The organism is Pseudomonas sp. W2Oct36 (assembly GCF_041060465.1).
Lineage (GTDB): Bacteria > Pseudomonadota > Gammaproteobacteria > Pseudomonadales > Pseudomonadaceae > Aquipseudomonas > Aquipseudomonas graminis_B.
Genome location: NZ_JAUERW010000014.1, coordinates 106575 through 122435 on the forward strand (window position 1 = coordinate 106575; position 15861 = coordinate 122435).

At 61.0% G+C, this 15861-nt stretch carries 13 protein-coding genes; 12 read left to right on the forward strand and 1 reads right to left on the reverse strand.

Features of this window, described 5'->3' with window-relative positions; genetic code table 11:
- The first annotated feature begins 9 nt into the window (after positions 1–9).
- The 12 genes from speE to QWI18_RS18215 all read left to right on the forward strand — a co-directional run bounded on the left by speE (position 10) and on the right by QWI18_RS18215 (position 14628).
- Entirely contained in the window at positions 10–870 is an 861-nt protein-coding gene (speE, locus tag QWI18_RS18160) for a polyamine aminopropyltransferase (protein WP_065989394.1), read from the forward strand.
- A 127-nt stretch (positions 871–997) separates the two neighbouring features.
- Positions 998–1249 carry a helix-turn-helix domain-containing protein gene (locus tag QWI18_RS18165; RefSeq protein WP_192134406.1) on the forward strand — a complete coding sequence of 84 codons (252 nt, stop codon included), beginning with the start codon at positions 998–1000 and terminating at the stop codon, positions 1247–1249.
- Positions 1246–2457, forward strand: coding sequence for a type II toxin-antitoxin system HipA family toxin (locus QWI18_RS18170; RefSeq protein ID WP_369319457.1), 1212 nt, complete (start codon positions 1246–1248; stop codon positions 2455–2457). Before QWI18_RS18165 ends, QWI18_RS18170 begins: the two co-directional genes overlap by 4 nt.
- 270 nt (positions 2458–2727) lie before the next feature.
- Complete coding sequence (locus QWI18_RS18175) at positions 2728–4800, forward strand: LTA synthase family protein (RefSeq protein ID WP_369319458.1); 2073 nt, start codon at positions 2728–2730, stop codon at positions 4798–4800.
- A gap of 169 nt (positions 4801–4969) precedes the next feature.
- Entirely contained in the window at positions 4970–5206 is a 237-nt protein-coding gene (locus QWI18_RS18180) for a hypothetical protein (RefSeq protein WP_065989399.1), read from the forward strand.
- 249 nt (positions 5207–5455) lie between these two features.
- Positions 5456–5794 (forward strand): ribonuclease E inhibitor RraB, encoded by a 339-nt coding sequence (locus QWI18_RS18185; RefSeq protein ID WP_065989401.1) that lies wholly within the window; start codon positions 5456–5458, stop codon positions 5792–5794.
- Positions 5795–6254: 460 nt separating this feature from the next.
- A complete protein-coding gene (locus QWI18_RS18190) occupies positions 6255–7664 on the forward strand; it encodes a circularly permuted type 2 ATP-grasp protein (protein WP_065989403.1) in 1410 nt (469 codons plus the stop codon).
- Positions 7665–7676: 12 nt separating this feature from the next.
- Positions 7677–8636, forward strand: a complete 960-nt coding sequence (locus QWI18_RS18195) for an alpha-E domain-containing protein (RefSeq protein ID WP_065989404.1) — start codon at positions 7677–7679, stop codon at positions 8634–8636.
- Positions 8633–9484, forward strand: a complete 852-nt coding sequence (locus QWI18_RS18200) for a transglutaminase family protein (protein ID WP_065989410.1) — start codon at positions 8633–8635, stop codon at positions 9482–9484. The genes QWI18_RS18195 and QWI18_RS18200 overlap by 4 nt, the downstream gene beginning before the upstream one ends.
- Positions 9485–10341: 857 nt before the next feature.
- Positions 10342–11547: an acetyl-CoA C-acetyltransferase gene (locus tag QWI18_RS18205; protein WP_369319459.1), complete on the forward strand. Its 1206-nt coding sequence runs from the start codon at positions 10342–10344 to the stop codon at positions 11545–11547.
- A 67-nt stretch (positions 11548–11614) separates the two neighbouring features.
- Positions 11615–13756 (forward strand): 3-hydroxyacyl-CoA dehydrogenase NAD-binding domain-containing protein, encoded by a 2142-nt coding sequence (locus QWI18_RS18210; RefSeq protein ID WP_369319460.1) that lies wholly within the window; start codon positions 11615–11617, stop codon positions 13754–13756.
- Positions 13757–13905: 149 nt separating this feature from the next.
- Positions 13906–14628 (forward strand): amidotransferase, encoded by a 723-nt coding sequence (locus QWI18_RS18215; RefSeq protein ID WP_192134398.1) that lies wholly within the window; start codon positions 13906–13908, stop codon positions 14626–14628.
- A gap of 203 nt (positions 14629–14831) precedes the next feature.
- On the opposite strand, the gene QWI18_RS18220 is transcribed toward QWI18_RS18215, so the two are convergent.
- The gene (locus QWI18_RS18220; RefSeq protein WP_369319461.1) at positions 14832–15803 is read right to left on the reverse strand and encodes a magnesium and cobalt transport protein CorA; all 972 of its coding nucleotides are present in this window, start codon (positions 15801–15803) and stop codon (positions 14832–14834) included.
- Positions 15804–15861: the final 58 nt, after the last annotated feature.

The following is a 15861-nucleotide window of genomic DNA, read 5'->3' on the forward strand; positions in this document are numbered from 1 at the left end:
ACTCCATCCATGAGCGATTATCAAGAAACGTTGTACGAAGGCTATGGCCAGCGCTTTCGCATGGAAAAAATGCTGCATGAAGTGCGCACCGAGCATCAGCATCTGGTGATCTTCCAGAACCCGCGCATGGGTCGCGTCATGGCGCTGGACGGCGTGATTCAGACCACTGAAGCCGACGAGTTCATTTATCACGAGATGCTCACCCACGTGCCGATTTTGGCCCACGGCCGCGCCAAACGCGTCCTGATCATCGGCGGTGGCGACGGCGGCATGCTGCGCGAAGTCGCCAAGCACGCGACGGTCGAGCACATCACCATGGTCGAGATCGACGGCACCGTGGTCGAGATGTGCAAGGAATACCTGCCGAATCACTCCAAAGGCGCTTTCGATGATTCGCGTCTGAACCTGGTCATCGACGACGGCATGCGCTTCGTTGCCAACACCGAGGAAAAATTCGACGTCATCATTTCCGATTCAACCGACCCGATCGGGCCGGGCGAAGTGCTGTTCTCGGAGAATTTCTATCAGGCCTGCCATCGCTGCCTCAACGAAGGCGGCATTCTGGTCACGCAGAATGGCACGCCATTCATGCAGTTGAGCGAAGTGCAGACCACGGCAGGGCGCATGAATGGACTGTTCGCCGACTGGCATTTCTATCAGGCAGCGGTGCCCACCTACATTGGCGGCGCGATGACCTTTGCCTGGGGCTCTACGGATTCCCAGCACCGCAAGATTTCGCTGGACACTTTGCATCAGCGGTTCGCCGGCAGCGGCATCGTCACCCGTTACTACAACCCTGAGGTCCACATCGGCGCCTTCGCATTGCCGCAGTACGTGCTTCAGGCGATCAGCAAGCCAAGCAACGCCTGACCCCGCTGCAAGGTTACGTAAACCTGACATCCATGGGCTGATGTCAGGTAAACGTAACTTCTCCTTGATCGCCCTGCATGTCACGTATACATTCCATTTATCGTTGAATGTTATGCAGGCGTGACAAATGGACGCGACGTTGTTGCTTGAGCGGCTGGGCAGCCAGATCGAAGAAATGCGTAGGTCCCGCGGGCTGACTCAGGTTCAGTTGGCCTACCAGTCGGGCATGACACGGCAAAAGCTTGCCGAAGTCGAAAAGGGCAGCCCGACCGTGGCGGTGAATTTCTACGCCAAGGTCCTGGCCGCGTTGAATGCCGAGATAAAAGTCGTCTCCGCCCGACGTCCGACGTTTGAAGAGCTGCGCGAGGTGTTCCAGTGAAACCCCTGGATCGTGTACGCATTTTTACCCCGGAGGGTGAGAGTGGTGAGCTGTCGGCATCGGCGTCCGGCGACTACCTGTTTCGCTACGGCCTGGACGCCAGCCCGGCGTCGCAGATCAGCCTGACCATGGGGGTTCGCGATGCGGCCTACGTATCGCGCAGCCTGCACCCGGTCTTCCAGATGAACCTCCCCGAAGGCTTCGTGCTGGAACAGCTGCGCAATCGCCTCGCTAAAACCACACCCATCAACCCGATGCTGCTCATGGCATTGACCGGCAGCGGTTCGCCGGTCGGCCGCGTGGCGGTGGCGTCTCCCATGATCGACGAGTTGCTGGGTGGCGCGGGCCCCGTCCCAGGCAGAAGCCTGGGGCAGATACTCAGTTGGGACGGGACGCAGGATCTGTTTGCCGAACTGGTCGATCAGTACATTTTGCGCACCGGGATTTCAGGTGTTCAGCCCAAAGTCATCGTGCCCGACTCGGATTTCGTGACGGACCCGAAAGCCACGCTGTTGATGCCGGAGCTGATCGTCAAGTCGGGGAGGGCGGATTTCCCCGGGCTGGCCGTCAACGAATTCGTGTGCATGGACGCTGCGCGCAGAGCCGGCATGCCGGTGCCGGAATTTCATCTGTCGGATAACCGCCAGCTGTTCGTCATGCGCCGCTTTGATCGTGATGCTGAGCAGCGGGCCATCGGCTTCGAGGACATGGCTGTGCTGATGGGCCGGGGCACCGAGCAGAAATACGACTCCAGCTACGAAAACATCGCCAAGGCCATTCGCCTGTTTTGCGCGCCTGAGCATGTGGGTGAATCGCTGGATCAATTCTTCGACATCGTCGCGCTCAGCTGCATGGTCGGCAACGGCGACGCCCATCTGAAGAACTTCGGGGTGTTGTATCGCGACCCGCTGGGGGCGGACGCGCAACTGGCGCCGGCCTACGACATCGTCAACACCACTGCGTACATAAAAGACGACGCGCTTGCCCTGCGTCTGGATGGCTCAAAGAGCCTGTTCGGATCGCGGCTCGGCATTCTGAGCCTGGCGTCGACCTGTGACATCCGCAAACCGAACGTGCGCATTGCGCGACTGATCGCGGCCGTGCAGGCGTCCCTGCAGGAAAACGCCTCGCTCCGCCCCCACGCGCCCCTTGTCTTTGAAGCCATCGAGCACGCCGTCGAGCGCTATGCCCAGACGTTCAAGGTTTGATCCTGATTCGAGGCTTTGTAAGAAAATATGTGAGGGGGAACTAATCAACGGAATTTTCACCGTTTCTTCGGGAAGATTCGCGCCGTTCCGAGACTGCTCCCTGATTGTGATAACCGTTTGTGCCGATCCGTCATGAAGAATGCGCGGCATCGGTGGTAAACCGCGGAGGTTCACGTAATATTTGGCCCCCGCAGCCCGGACCGGCATTTCGATGGGGTCGGGCGCACAGCTTTTTGAACTTAAACCTGAATCCAACGGATCCCACAACCCATGGCCAAAACGGACGCCCCGGCGCGCGCGCCGCAACCTACCGTCAAATCGCACCTGGCCTATACGCTCCTGAGCGGCCTGGTGCTGATGGTTCTGTACACCCTTCTGCGCGTAGCGCTGCTGGTCTATAACCGCGAAGGCATCGGTGCGACGCCAGCTTCGACCTTCGTCGAGGCGTTCGCCAATGGCCTGCGGTTCGATTTGCGTCTGGTCGTGTACATCCTGATTCCCCTTCTGCTGTCCCTGTTCAGCGCGCGCATGATGGCGGCCCGTGGGGTCTTCCGCTTCTGGCTGACGCTGGTCGCGAGCCTGACCGCGTTCTTCGGCCTGATGGAGATGGATTTCTACCGTGAATTCCACCAGCGCCTGAATGGCCTGGTGTTCCAGTACGTCAAAGAAGACCCGAAAACCGTCCTGAGCATGATCTGGTACGGCTATCCGGTGGTTCGCTATCTGCTGGCGTGGGCGCTGGTCACCTGGCTGCTGAGCCTGGTCTTCAAAGGCGTCGATCGCCTGACCCGGCCCCGTGGCGGGTTCAACGTTGCCAGCGCTGACAACCGTGCGGTGGCGCCGCTGTACAAGCGCGCCGTGGTGTTCCTGCTGTGCCTGGTGGTGGCCGTCATCGCCGCTCGCGGCACCCTGCGCCAGGGCCCGCCACTGCGTTGGGGCGATGCGTACACGACTGACTCCAACTTCGCCAACACCCTCGGGCTAAACGGCACGCTGACGCTGATCGCGGCGGCCAAGAGCCGGATGTCCGAAGACCGCGACAACATCTGGAAGGCGACCCTGCCTCAGGCCGAAGCCCAGCAGGTCGTTCGTGACATGCTGCTGACCGCCAACGACAAGCTGATCGATCCAGAAAAAGCCGCTGTGCGTCGCGATTTCACGCCGCCGCCGGCCAACACGCTGCCGATCAAGAACGTCGTCGTGATCCTGATGGAAAGCTTCGCCGGCCATTCGGTGGGTGCGCTGGGCGACGAGTCGAACATCACGCCTTACTTCGACAAACTGTCCCAGGAAGGTCTGCTGTTTGATCGCTTCTTCTCCAACGGCACACACACCCACCAGGGCATGTTTGCGACCATGGCCTGCTTCCCGAACCTGCCGGGCTTCGAGTACCTGATGCAGACGCCGGAAGGCAGCCACAAACTGTCCGGTCTGCCGCAGCTGCTCAGCGCGCGCAAGTACGACGACGTGTATGTCTACAACGGGGACTTCGCCTGGGACAACCAGTCGGGCTTCTTCAGCAACCAGGGCATGACCAACTTCATTGGCCGCAATGACTTCGTCAATCCGGTGTTCTCGGACCCGACCTGGGGCGTTTCCGACCAGGACATGTTCGACCGTGGCGCCGAGGAACTGAAAGCCCGCGAAGCCAAGGGCAAGCCGTTCTATGCGTTGCTGCAGACCCTGTCCAACCACACGCCGTACGCACTGCCGGCAAACCTGCCGGTCGAGCGTGTGACCGGCCATGGCACGCTGGATGAACACCTCACCGCCATGCGTTATTCGGATTGGGCGCTGGGTCAGTTCTTCGAGAAGGCCAAGAAAGAGCCGTACTACAAGGACACGCTGTTTGTGGTCGTCGGTGACCACGGCTTCGGCAACAACGAGCAGATCACCGAGATGGACCTGGGCCGCTTCAACGTGCCGATGCTGATGATCGCCCCGGGCCTGCAGGACAAGTTCGGCAAGCGCAGCAGCATCGTCGGCACGCAGATCGACATCGTCCCGACCATCATGGGCCGCCTGGGTGGCGACACCGTGCACCAGTGCTGGGGCCGCGACCTGCTCAATCTGCCAGCGGGAGACGAGGGCTTTGGTGTGATCAAGCCATCGGGCAGCGAGCAGACGGTTGCGCTGGTCACTGGCAACCGGATCCTGATCGAACCCAAGGAAATGGAGCCGAAGGTGTACAGCTACGAGTTGGGCACCAAGCCCCACGCCGAGCTGATGCCGAACGCGCCGGACGTCACCGAGTTGCGCAAGAAGCTCGACAGCTTCCTGCAGACCGCGACCAAGAGCCTGCTGGACAACACGGCAGGGGTCAAAGACGCCAAGCCGCAATGACCGCAGCCTGATGAAGAACGCCCCGACACCGGGGCGTTTTTTTTGCCTGCGGATCGTTGGCATCACGCTGCTAACGTCAGCCGGGCGCTGACGATTCGGGTTGAACGTCGTTGCGCTGCAAGGGTCAAGATCACTAGGCCGTTGTCCGGCCCTTACTGAGGAGACATTGATGAAAGTGTGGACTATTTCGTTTCTGGACAAAGACGGTGTGCAGCAAACCCTCGATCTTGAATCCGATCACCGTCCCAGTGATGAAGAGGCTGCGCAGCGAATCCGTCCGATCCTGTTTCCGGTCGCCAGTGATCTTGATCTGATCGACCTCGACGGTCGCACCGCCGAGCCCACCGTGAAGACACTCAAAGAGCAGAACGCGGTACAGATCATCTCCATCGTCGAAGCCCCCTAAAAAGCCTGGATTCCCCGTCACCCTGCCAATTGGCAACGCACTATCAATGCGCGTACTCTGCCAGTGAGGTCGGTGAAGCATCTACCCGAGTCAGCTCGCGTACGTATGCCCGTTTTGTAAAACGCACCGGCCTTGTCAGCGACATGCTTGAGTCCCGGGCGGCAGATGACCTGCCGCTACACGCCTCGCCACCGGGGAGTGTTTCGGGATAGTTGAAACTCTATCTATCGTTGCATAGGAGGACGTTTCATGAGCACAGCCTATCAAGAAGACGTCAGCAGCCATGTTTTGCGCTGCATGAAAGAAGGCGGTTTCGACTTCGCACGCATTCACCCCATCGAGTTCTATGCCACCTTTCCGGATGAGGACCGGGCGCGTCAGGCAGCGGAAAAATTTCGTGGCGAGTCAGTCAATGTTCAGCTCAATGCTCTGGAAGACGGTGCGTGGCACCTGGAACTGAGCAAGTTGATGTACGCGACCTACGACGGGATAGGCGACTTCGAGCAGGATTTCCAGACCGCGATTTTCGGTCTGGACGGGGAGGTTGAAGGCTGGGGCGTCAAGCAGGAGCTCAAGCGCCTTCATTGATCGGGCTTCATTGACAGTCAGGCCCGAAAACAGGGCATGCACGGTTGAACGCCGTCTCTCGGCTCCACGGCAAATCAGTGAGGCGGGAGAGGCACCGAGCCGAATCGCAGGCAAAAAAAAGCCGCTCTCATCGGAGCGGCGGAAAGGGAATATCGGGTGGCGTTGCCAATCAGGTTTTGAGCCAATCGCCTTGTGGAATCCGGCGGGTTGATCTGCGGTATGGGGCGATTATGCTCAGGGCGCGTAACGCGCGGAAATGAACTGTGGCTATGCCTGCGATAGATTTTCAAACGGAACGACGCTTCGCCATGAAGCGCCGGGGAACGGGTTAGGGCGCATCGTGCACAGGAATGGTGCGGACGCTCCGGCTGTTTAATTCAACCCATTGATATTAAAGCGTTTATGCCGATGGCACGGGCCTTGCGAAGGCTCTGGTGTCCATGGTGACAAGGAGTACGGCATGATCCGCACCTTTTATGACGAGATGTACGATGCGGGCGGCATAGTTCGTCCGCATTATCGGGAATTCGCCCGCTGGTTGGGCGAAGCGCCGCCTGAGTTGCTCGCTCAGCGCCGGCGTGAGGCCGATCTTTTGTTTCATCGCGCCGGGATCACGTTCACGCTGTACGGCGACGAGCAGGGCACCGAGCGGCTCATCCCTTTCGACACGATTCCGCGCAGCATCCCGGCCAGCGAGTGGCGGGTGGTAGAGCGCGGCTGCATACAGCGCGTCAAGGCGCTGAACATGTTTCTCGCTGACCTCTATCACGATCAGCGCATCATCAAGGCCGGGATCATTCCCGCCGAACAGGTCCTCGCCAACGAGCAATACCAGTTGGCGATGCAGGGCCTGAATCTTCATCGTGACCTGTATTCGCACATCTCAGGCGTCGATCTGGTGCGTGATGGCGACGGCACGTATTACGTGCTCGAAGACAACCTGCGCACGCCCAGCGGCGTGAGCTACATGCTCGAAGACCGCAAGATGATGATGCGGCTGTTCCCCGAGCTGTTCGCCGCGCAACGCATCGCGCCGATCGATCACTACCCGAACCTGCTGCTGGACACCCTGAAAAGCTCCAGCCCGCTGGATAATCCGAGCGTCGTGGTGCTGACGCCCGGGCGCTTTAACAGCGCGTTTTTCGAGCACGCGTTTCTGGCTCGGGAAATGGGCGTCGAACTGGTGGAGGGCGCTGACCTTTTCGTGCGCGATGACCGCGTGTTCATGCGAACCACCGACGGCCCGAAAGCGGTCGACGTGATTTACCGCAGGCTCGACGACGCGTTCCTCGATCCGCTGGCATTCAACCCGGATTCAATGCTCGGCGTGCCGGGCCTGCTGTCCGCGTACCGTTCGGGCAATGTGGTGCTGGCCAATGCCATCGGCACCGGCGTGGCGGACGACAAGTCGGTTTACCCCTTTGTGACCGACATGATCCGTTTCTACCTCGACGAAGAGCCGATCCTGAAGAACGTGCCGACCTGGCAGTGCCGCAAGCCCGAAGAGCTGTCCCACGTGCTCGCCAATCTGGGCGATCTGGTGGTCAAGGAAACCCAGGGCTCCGGCGGTTACGGCATGCTCGTGGGCCCCGCCGCCACCGCCGCGGAAATCGAGTCGTTCCGGGCGCGGCTCAAAGCCAAGCCCCACGCGTATATCGCGCAACCGACCTTGTGTTTGTCGACCTGTCCGACCTTCGTCGAGAACGGCATCGCCCCGCGCCACATCGACCTTCGCCCGTTCGTCCTGGCTGGCCGTGAAACCCGTGTAGTGCCCGGTGGTCTCACGCGCGTTGCCTTGCGCGAAGGGTCGCTGGTGGTGAACTCGTCGCAGGGTGGCGGAACCAAGGACACCTGGGTGGTCGAGGATTAAGGATGCCTGCCAATGCTAAGTAGAACTGCCTCGGATTTATATTGGATGTCGCGGTACCTGGAGCGGGCCGAAAACCTCGCGCGGATGCTCGACGTCAGTTACTCGCTGTCGCTGATGCCACAGGACGGACGCGGGGATGGCCTCAATGAAATCGCCATGCCACTGCTGATCACCGGAACCCTGGACGATTACCTGGAGCGCCACGGCGACCTGCATGCCGAGCGCTTGCTGCACTTTTTCGCGCTGGACGCCGAAAACCCGGCCAGCATCTTCAGCTGTCTGGGCGCGGCGCGGGCCAGTGCCCATGCGGTACGCGGGCGTATTACTGCGGACATGTGGGAAAACATCAACGCGACGTACCTGGAAATTCGCGGCATCGCCGAGCAGGGTTTGAGCCGCTACGGCATGAGCCGTTTCTGCGAGTGGGTCAAGGAGCGTTCGCACCTGTTCCGCGGCGCGACCTACGGCACCATCATGCGCAACGACGCCTTCCGGTTCATCCGTCTGGGGACGTTCATCGAGCGCGCCGACAACACCCTGCGCATGCTCGATGCGCGTTATGAAATGCTCGAATTGCGCGGCCCGTCCGCCAACGCGGCGGCAGACAGTTCCGCCGCCGGCTACTACCAATGGAGTGCGCTGTTGCGCGCCTTGTCGTCATTCGAGGCGTACACGGAAGTCTATCGCGACGCACCGGGTGCTCGTCAGGTCGCTGAATTGCTGCTGTTGCGTGCGGATATTCCGCGCTCATTGCGTGCGTGTCTGGAGGAGCTGGACATCATTCTCGCCAGTCTGCCCGGGGCCAATGGCCGTCCCGCCCAGCGTCTGGCCGCCGAGCTGGACGCTCGCCTGCGCTACACCGGCATCGACGAGATTCTCGATGAAGGCCTGCATGAGTGGTTGAACGAATTCATTCCACTTCTGGCCCAACTGGGTAGCGTCATTCACACTTCTTACCTGGAGGCTGCATGAGACTCTCAATTAGCCACGAGACCACTTATCACTACGACGATCAGGTCCGCGCCAGCATCCAGTATTTGCGTCTGACCCCCCACGACAGCGAGCGTCAGCAAGTGCTGAGCTGGCAGTTGGCGTTGCCCCGTCCGGTGCGCGCGCAGATCGATCCTTTCGGCAATATTCTCCACGTGCTGACCCTGGACGAGCCCCACGAAGCGATCGTGATTGGCGCACGTGGCCAGGTCGAGATCGACGAGAAGCGCGAGTCGGAACATGAGAGCCAGTCGTCGCTGCCGTTCCTGCGTTTCACCCGCCTGACCGAAGCTGACGAAGCGATTCGCGCCTTCGCCGTCGCGCAGACCCAGAAGCGCACCGACCGCACTGCGCTGATCGATATGATGCACGCGCTCAACGAACACATCACTTACACGCCGGGCGCGACAGCGGTGGATACCTGCGCTGCCCAGGCATTCGCCAACCGCGCGGGCGTCTGTCAGGATCACACCCACGCATTTCTGGCCTGTGCCCGCAGCCTGGGGGTGCCGGCGCGCTATGTGTCGGGTTATCTCTACAGTGACAGCAGCGAACATCTGTCCAGCCATGCGTGGGCAGAGGCCTGGATCGACGACGCCTGGTACAGCTTCGACGTGACCAATCAGTTGGCGATCCCGGAGCGGCATCTGAAGCTGGCGGTGGGCCTGGATTATCTGGATGCCTGTCCGGTACGTGGCATGCGCCGCGGCGGCGGTTGTGAGCAGATGCACGCCAAGGTCGTGGTGTCGCCCTCAGCGCCGATTGCGGTTCCGGCGGCGAAGAAAAAGCCTGTTCCCGCGCCGATGATCCAGGTGCAACGCCAAGGCTGATTAGCCCGTTGCGGTCGAGCGCTCAGCTCGGCCGCGTTCCCACGGTCTGCGCGCCACTCAGTGCGACAGACAGCCCTGCGTTCATTTCGCCCAACGCGCTGATCTCATACAATCAGCCCCCTTACGATCCGCTGCCAGACCATCCGCCGCCACGCCCTCCAAGACGCAACCACGCGATACCCGCACGGCCAACGGCCGCCTGTTTGAAACAGGCAGCCCGCCGAGTGCGTGTGGGGGTCTGCAGGTAGCAGAGCGAAGCATGCTCAGCCGAACAGTCGCGTCATGTTCGGCAGGATCAGCAGCAGTGTGGTCGCGAAAACGATTAATCCGGCCTGACGTATTTTCGAGCGTTTGAACCTGAACTTGAACATGGTAAATGCCTTTTCTTGTTATTCCTGAGCAACAGAAACCCATGGACCTTGGGCGTGACCAAGACGAGGGTTGGCAAAGGTGAGGCAAAAGAGCAGGTGCCCCGATCAGCAAATCGCGGGCGGCAGGCGCTGGGTGAAACGATTTTGTTATGGCGCCACTGCTACTGACTAAACCTTAGAAGCCACGTGCCGTGCGGTTTAGATCATTGAGGATTAACCAGTTGCGCCTTTATAACTTGAGCACTTTAGGCGAATGGCCATCGCTCAAATATTCGCCTGCTAGACGCCTGCGTCCAAAACGGTCCACGCTCAATAGCTCGCTACCGTTCGTCCGAGTCCGAAACTTCGCACAACCCGCTACCCTGTCACTTGATCCGGCGAAACAGCGCGCCCTGTGTGTCGCTTCGTGATAGACAGTGCCCCCATGACAGTTCGACTGTCGATCGCACAGATAAAAAGACAGTTCATCGGGTTAGCGAGGACAGGATGACCGAAGCGTTTATTTACGATGCCTTGCGCACGCCGCGGGGCAGGGGCAAGTCGGACGGCGCGTTGTACAGCGTCAAACCGGTGGAGCTGGTGGCAGGGCTGTTGAAAGAACTGCAAGTGCGCAATCACCTCGACACCCACCACGTCGATGACATTGTGCTGGGCTGCGTCACGCCCATTGGCGATCAAGGCGCCGACATCGCCAAAACCGCAGCGCTGGTCGCCCATTGGGCCGTGAGCGTGGCCGGGGTTCAGGTCAACCGGTTCTGCGCCTCGGGGCTTGAAGCGGTGAATCTGGGGGCGATGAAGATCCGCTCCGGGTTCGAGGACTTGGTGGTGGTGGGCGGCGTGGAGTCGATGTCTCGCGTGCCGATGGGCAGTGATGGCGGCGCCTGGATGCTGGACCCGCAAACCAGTCTGCACACCCACTACACGCCCCAGGGGATCGGCGCCGATCTGATCGCCACCCTCGAAGGCTTCAGCCGCGACGACGTCGACCTGTTTGCCGTGCAGTCCCAGCACAAGGCGTCACTGGCGCGCGAGCGGGGTGCGTTTCGCCGTTCGCTGGTGCCGGTTAAAGACCAGAACGGCCTGCTCTTGCTCGACCATGACGAGTTCATCCGTCCCGACACCACGTCCGAGGCCCTGGGCAAGCTGCGCCCGAGTTTCGAGGCGATCGGTAAAATGGGCTATGACGCCACGGCGCTGCGGGTCTACAGCCACGTTGAACGGATCGAACACGTGCACACGCCGGGCAACAGCTCCGGCATCGTCGATGGCGCCGCCTTGATGCTGCTCGGCACCGCGCAAAAAGGCCAGGCGCTGGGGCTGCGACCACGGGCCCGCATTGTGGTGACGGCGGTGACCAGCACCGATCCGACCATCATGCTCACGGGCCCTGCGCCCGCTACGCGCAAAGCCTTGGCGCGAGCCGGGCTGACCATTGATGACATCGACCTGTTCGAGGTCAACGAGGCCTTCGCCTCGGTGGTGCTCAAGTTCATCAAGGACATGGGCGTCGACCCCGACAAGGTCAACGTCAACGGGGGCTCGATTGCCCTCGGCCACCCACCGGGTGCCACGGGTTGCATCATTCTCGGCACGCTGCTCGACGAGCTGGAAGCCCGGCAGTTGCGTTACGGCCTGGCGACCCTGTGCGTCGGCGGCGGTATGGGCATCGCGACGATCATCGAGCGGGTATGAACGTGGAGCACGATAAGCGCTTCGCCCACCGCCTTTATCCGATAACTGTTTCAGGAAGAAAGACCGCATGAGCGATGCCATCCGCTACGAAACCGGGCCGGATCAGATCGTCACGCTGACCGTCGACATGCCCGGCCAGCAGGCCAATACCATGAACGCGGCGTATCGCCAGGCCATGGCGGAGACCCTTGAACGCCTGCTGGCGGACAAAGAGGCCATCGCCGGTGTGATCATCCGCTCGGCGAAGAAGACGTTCTTTGCCGGCGGAGACCTCAACGAGCTGAGTCAGATTGACGCCGCCCGCGCTGCCGCTTTCTACCAGATGACCATGGACCTCAAAGCCCAGCTTCGCGCGCTGGAAACATTCGGCAAACCGGTGGTGGCCGCCATCGAGGGTTCTGCATTGGGCGGTGGCCTGGAGCTGTGCCTGGCCTGTCACCATCGCATCGCAATCAATGGCGGCCAGGTCAGATTGGGCTTGCCGGAAGTCACCCTCGGTTTGCTTCCGGGTGGCGGCGGCACCGTGCGGCTGGTGCGCATGTTGGGGCTGGAGAAGGCCCTGCCATTGCTGATGGAAGGCCGGACCCTGGGCGTCGATCACGGGTTGAAACTCGGTGTGATCGATCAGTTGGCCAGCGACGCCGATGACCTGATGGCCAAGGCGCGTGAATGGATTATGGCCAATCCGGCGCCGATCAAAGCCTGGGATCAACCGGGGTTTGAATTGCCCGGCGGCACGCCTGCGCACCCGAAAGTGGCGCAGATGCTGGCCGTCGCGCCGTCGATCCTGCGCAGCAAAACCTGGGGTTGTTACCCGGCGCCGGAGAAGATCCTGGCCGCCGCCGTGGAAGGTGCGCAGGTGGATTTCCACACGGCGGAGAAAATCGAGGCGCGTTACTTCACCGAGCTCGCCACCGGCCCCATCGCCAAGAACATGATCGGCAGCTGGTTTCAGCTCAACCGGGTCAAGGCGGCTGAGGCGCGGCCCAAGGCGCCGCCGGTGTTCAACATGCGCAAGGTCGGCATTCTCGGGGCGGGTTTAATGGGTGGCGGCATTGCCTATGTCACGGCGGTGGCGGGCGTCAGCGTGATCCTCAAGGACGTCAACCTGGCGGCGGCGCAGAAGGGCAAGGATTACTCGGCGCGGTTGCTGAACAAGCAGGTTGCCAGCGGTCGCCTCACCGAGGCTCAGCGCGACGCCGTGCTGAGCCGAATCAAGCCGACCGGCCGCGACAGCGATCTCGAAGGTTGCGACCTGATCATCGAGGCGGTGTTCGAGAATCGCGAGCTGAAAGCGCAGGTCAGCGCCGCCGCCGAGCAGGTGGTGGTGCCCAATGCGGTGATTGCGTCCAACACCTCGACGCTGCCCATTACCGGGCTGGCCAGCGCCATCAGCCGGCAAGAGCGCTTCATCGGCCTGCATTTTTTCAGCCCGGTGGAGAAGATGCGCCTGGTGGAAATCATCAAGGGCGCACGCACCAACGACATGACCCTGGCGCGGGCCTTTGACTTCGTTCAGCAGATCGGCAAGACCGCGATTCTGGTCAACGACACACGTGGCTTCTTCACCTCGCGGGTGTTCGCCACCTATGCCGATGAAGGCATTGCCATGCTCGGCGAGGGCGTCAGTGCGCCGATGATCGAGACCGAGGCGCGCAAGGCCGGGATGCCCGTGGGGCCGCTGGCGGTGTCCGACGAGGTGTCGTTGAGGCTGATGAGTCAGATTCGCCAGCAGGCGCGCAAGGACCTGGCCGAGCAGGGCGTTGAGCTGGCCGGGCATCCGGCCGACGCGGTGATCGAGCAGCTGCTGCATGAATTCGATCGCGAAGGGAAAGCCTCCGGCGGCGGTTTTTACGACTACCCCGACGGTGCGCCCAAGCACTTGTGGCCAGAGCTGAAAATCCGGTTCGAGAAGCCCGACGCACAGATCAGTGGTCAGGATATTCGCGACCGCTTGCTGTTCATCCAGGCCCTCGAAACGGTGCGCTGCATGGAGGAGGGCGTGCTGCGGTCAACAGCGGACGCCAACGTTGGTTCGATGCTCGGGATCGGCTTTCCGGCCTGGACCGGTGGGTCGTTGCAGTTCGTCAATCAATACGGTCTGAAGCTGTTTATTAACCGCGCCCGCGCCTTGGCTGAGCGCTACGGCGAGCGCTTTCAACCGCCTGCGCTGCTGTTGCAGAAAGCCGAGGAAGGGACGCTGTTCTAGCGAAGACTCCTCGCTGTGCCGTATCAAGGGTTGGGACAGCGTGGGTTCAGCTGAACACGGCGCACTGCCTCAACTGGGCCTTGCCTTGCCCTGGCCTTCAAGGCAGGCTTGCTCCACGCATTTTCGCTTTTGTCGCTTCAGGGATTTTTATGTCGTTACGCATCTGCATTCTGGAAACCGACGTACTTCGCCCGGAACTGGTCGATCAATACCAGGGTTACGGGCGGATGTTCGAGAAACTCTTCGCGCGCCAGCCGGTGCCAGCGGAATTTGTCGTCTACAACGTCATGCAGGGCGATTACCCGCCAGATGACGAGCCGTTCGACGCGTATCTGATCACCGGTTCCAAGGCTGATTCCTTCGGCACCGATCCGTGGATCGAAACCCTGAAGACGTATCTGCTCGACCGCTACAAGCGCGGCGACAAGTTGCTGGGTGTGTGTTTCGGCCATCAGTTGCTGGCACTGCTACTGGGCGGCAAGACCGAGCGCGCGCCACAGGGCTGGGGCGTCGGCATTCATCATTACAACCTCGCACCCACCCAACCGTGGATGACGCCGGCGCTGGACAAGCTCACGCTGCTGATCAGCCATCAGGATCAGGTCACTGCGCTGCCCGAAGGCGCGACGGTCATTGCCACCAGCGAGTTCTGCCCGTTTGCTGCTTATCACATCAACGACCAGGTGCTGTGCTTCCAGGGGCATCCGGAATTCATCCACGACTACTCGCGCACGCTGCTCGACATCCGCCAGGACGCCCTGGGCGAACAGGTCTACGGCAAAGGCATCGCCAGCCTGGAAGAAGACCACCACGGCACGGCGGTGGCGGAATGGATGATGCGGTTTGTGGCGAACAAGCGGCCGGTGAGCTAGAGCGTTGTTTTGCCGGGTGAGATGATCATTGTAGGACCGGCTTCAGCCGGATTGACCGTAGGACCGGCTTCAGCCGGGAAGGGGTCAGTTGCCACGCTGCAAAATGGATGGCGCTCACACCGGCCATTTCCCGCCTAAAGCCGTTCCCACAGTCGTAGGCGTATTCGAAGCCGGTGCCACAGCCGTAAGCACATTCAAAAGCCTCAAAGCCAACCCGACCGCTTGAAGCTCGCAAACAAGATCCCGCACCCGCCGACGATCACCCCCAACACCATGTAATACCCGTAGTGCCAGGTCAGCTCGGGCATGTTCTCGAAGTTCATCCCGTAGATCCCGGCGATGGCGGTGGGGAAGGCCAGGATCGCGGCCCAGGCGGCAAATTTGCGCTGGGTCAGGCTCTGTCGCGAAGACTCCAGCAGCAGGCTGATTTCGATGGTTTGGCTGGCGATGTCGCGCAGGTTGGAAAGGTCTTCCATCTGCCGCTTGACGTGGATTTCCACGTCGCGGAAGTAAGGGCGCATGTTCTTGTCGATGAAGGGGAAGCTGAGCTTCTGCAGCTCCTCGCCAATCTCGACCATGGGCGCCACGTAACGGCGCAGGCGCAGCAGGTCACGACGCAGCGAGTGGATGCTGTGGATGTCGGCTTCGTTGAGGTCCTTGCGCAGCACGTTGTGCTCAAGCTCTTCAAGCTCGCAGTGGATCGACTCGGTGACCGGCTGGTAGTTCTCGGTAACGAAATCCAGCAGAGCATACAGGACGAAGTCCTCCCCGTGCTCCAGCAGCAACGGCCGGGCTTCGCAGCGCTGACGCACCAGGCCATAGGATTTCGAGTCACCGTTGCGCGAGGTGATCACATAGCCCTTGCCGGCGAAAATATGGGTTTCGATGAAGATCAGCTTGCCGTTCTCGCGAATCGGCGCGTAGGTCACGATGAACAGCGCGTCACCGAAAGTCTCCAGCTTCGGCCGGCTGTGGACTTCCAGTGCGTCTTCGATGGCCAGCTCGTGCAGATTGAACTGCCGTTGCAGCGTGGTCAGTTCTTCGAGGCCCGGATGCTCCAGGCCGATCCAGACGAAATGCCCGGGTTTCGCCGCCCAGGCTGCGCCTTCGTCGAGGGCAATATTGGTGACTTTCTTTCCCGCACTGTAAACCGCAGCGGCAACCACTCGACCCATAATGTCTGCTTCTTCTTTTAGGGAAAACTCACGCGCAGCTTAGCGCGCTCCCTGATCA

Excerpts from the sequence above, each read along its gene's own strand:
- speE (WP_065989394.1), top strand. The coding sequence starts at position 10 with ATGAGCGATTATCAAGAAACGTTGTACGAAGGCTATGGCCAGCGCTTT.
- QWI18_RS18210 (WP_369319460.1), top strand. The coding sequence starts at position 11,615 with ATGAGCGATGCCATCCGCTACGAAACCGGGCCGGATCAGATCGTCACG.
- QWI18_RS18215 (WP_192134398.1), top strand. The coding sequence starts at position 13,906 with ATGTCGTTACGCATCTGCATTCTGGAAACCGACGTACTTCGCCCGGAA.
- QWI18_RS18220 (WP_369319461.1), bottom strand. The coding sequence starts at position 15,803 with ATGGGTCGAGTGGTTGCCGCTGCGGTTTACAGTGCGGGAAAGAAAGTC.
- QWI18_RS18195 (WP_065989404.1), top strand. The coding sequence starts at position 7,677 with ATGCTAAGTAGAACTGCCTCGGATTTATATTGGATGTCGCGGTACCTG.
- QWI18_RS18185 (WP_065989401.1), top strand. The coding sequence starts at position 5,456 with ATGAGCACAGCCTATCAAGAAGACGTCAGCAGCCATGTTTTGCGCTGC.
- QWI18_RS18175 (WP_369319458.1), top strand. The coding sequence starts at position 2,728 with ATGGCCAAAACGGACGCCCCGGCGCGCGCGCCGCAACCTACCGTCAAA.
- QWI18_RS18180 (WP_065989399.1), top strand. The coding sequence starts at position 4,970 with ATGAAAGTGTGGACTATTTCGTTTCTGGACAAAGACGGTGTGCAGCAA.
- QWI18_RS18165 (WP_192134406.1), top strand. The coding sequence starts at position 998 with ATGGACGCGACGTTGTTGCTTGAGCGGCTGGGCAGCCAGATCGAAGAA.
- QWI18_RS18190 (WP_065989403.1), top strand. The coding sequence starts at position 6,255 with ATGATCCGCACCTTTTATGACGAGATGTACGATGCGGGCGGCATAGTT.
- QWI18_RS18200 (WP_065989410.1), top strand. The coding sequence starts at position 8,633 with ATGAGACTCTCAATTAGCCACGAGACCACTTATCACTACGACGATCAG.
- QWI18_RS18205 (WP_369319459.1), top strand. The coding sequence starts at position 10,342 with ATGACCGAAGCGTTTATTTACGATGCCTTGCGCACGCCGCGGGGCAGG.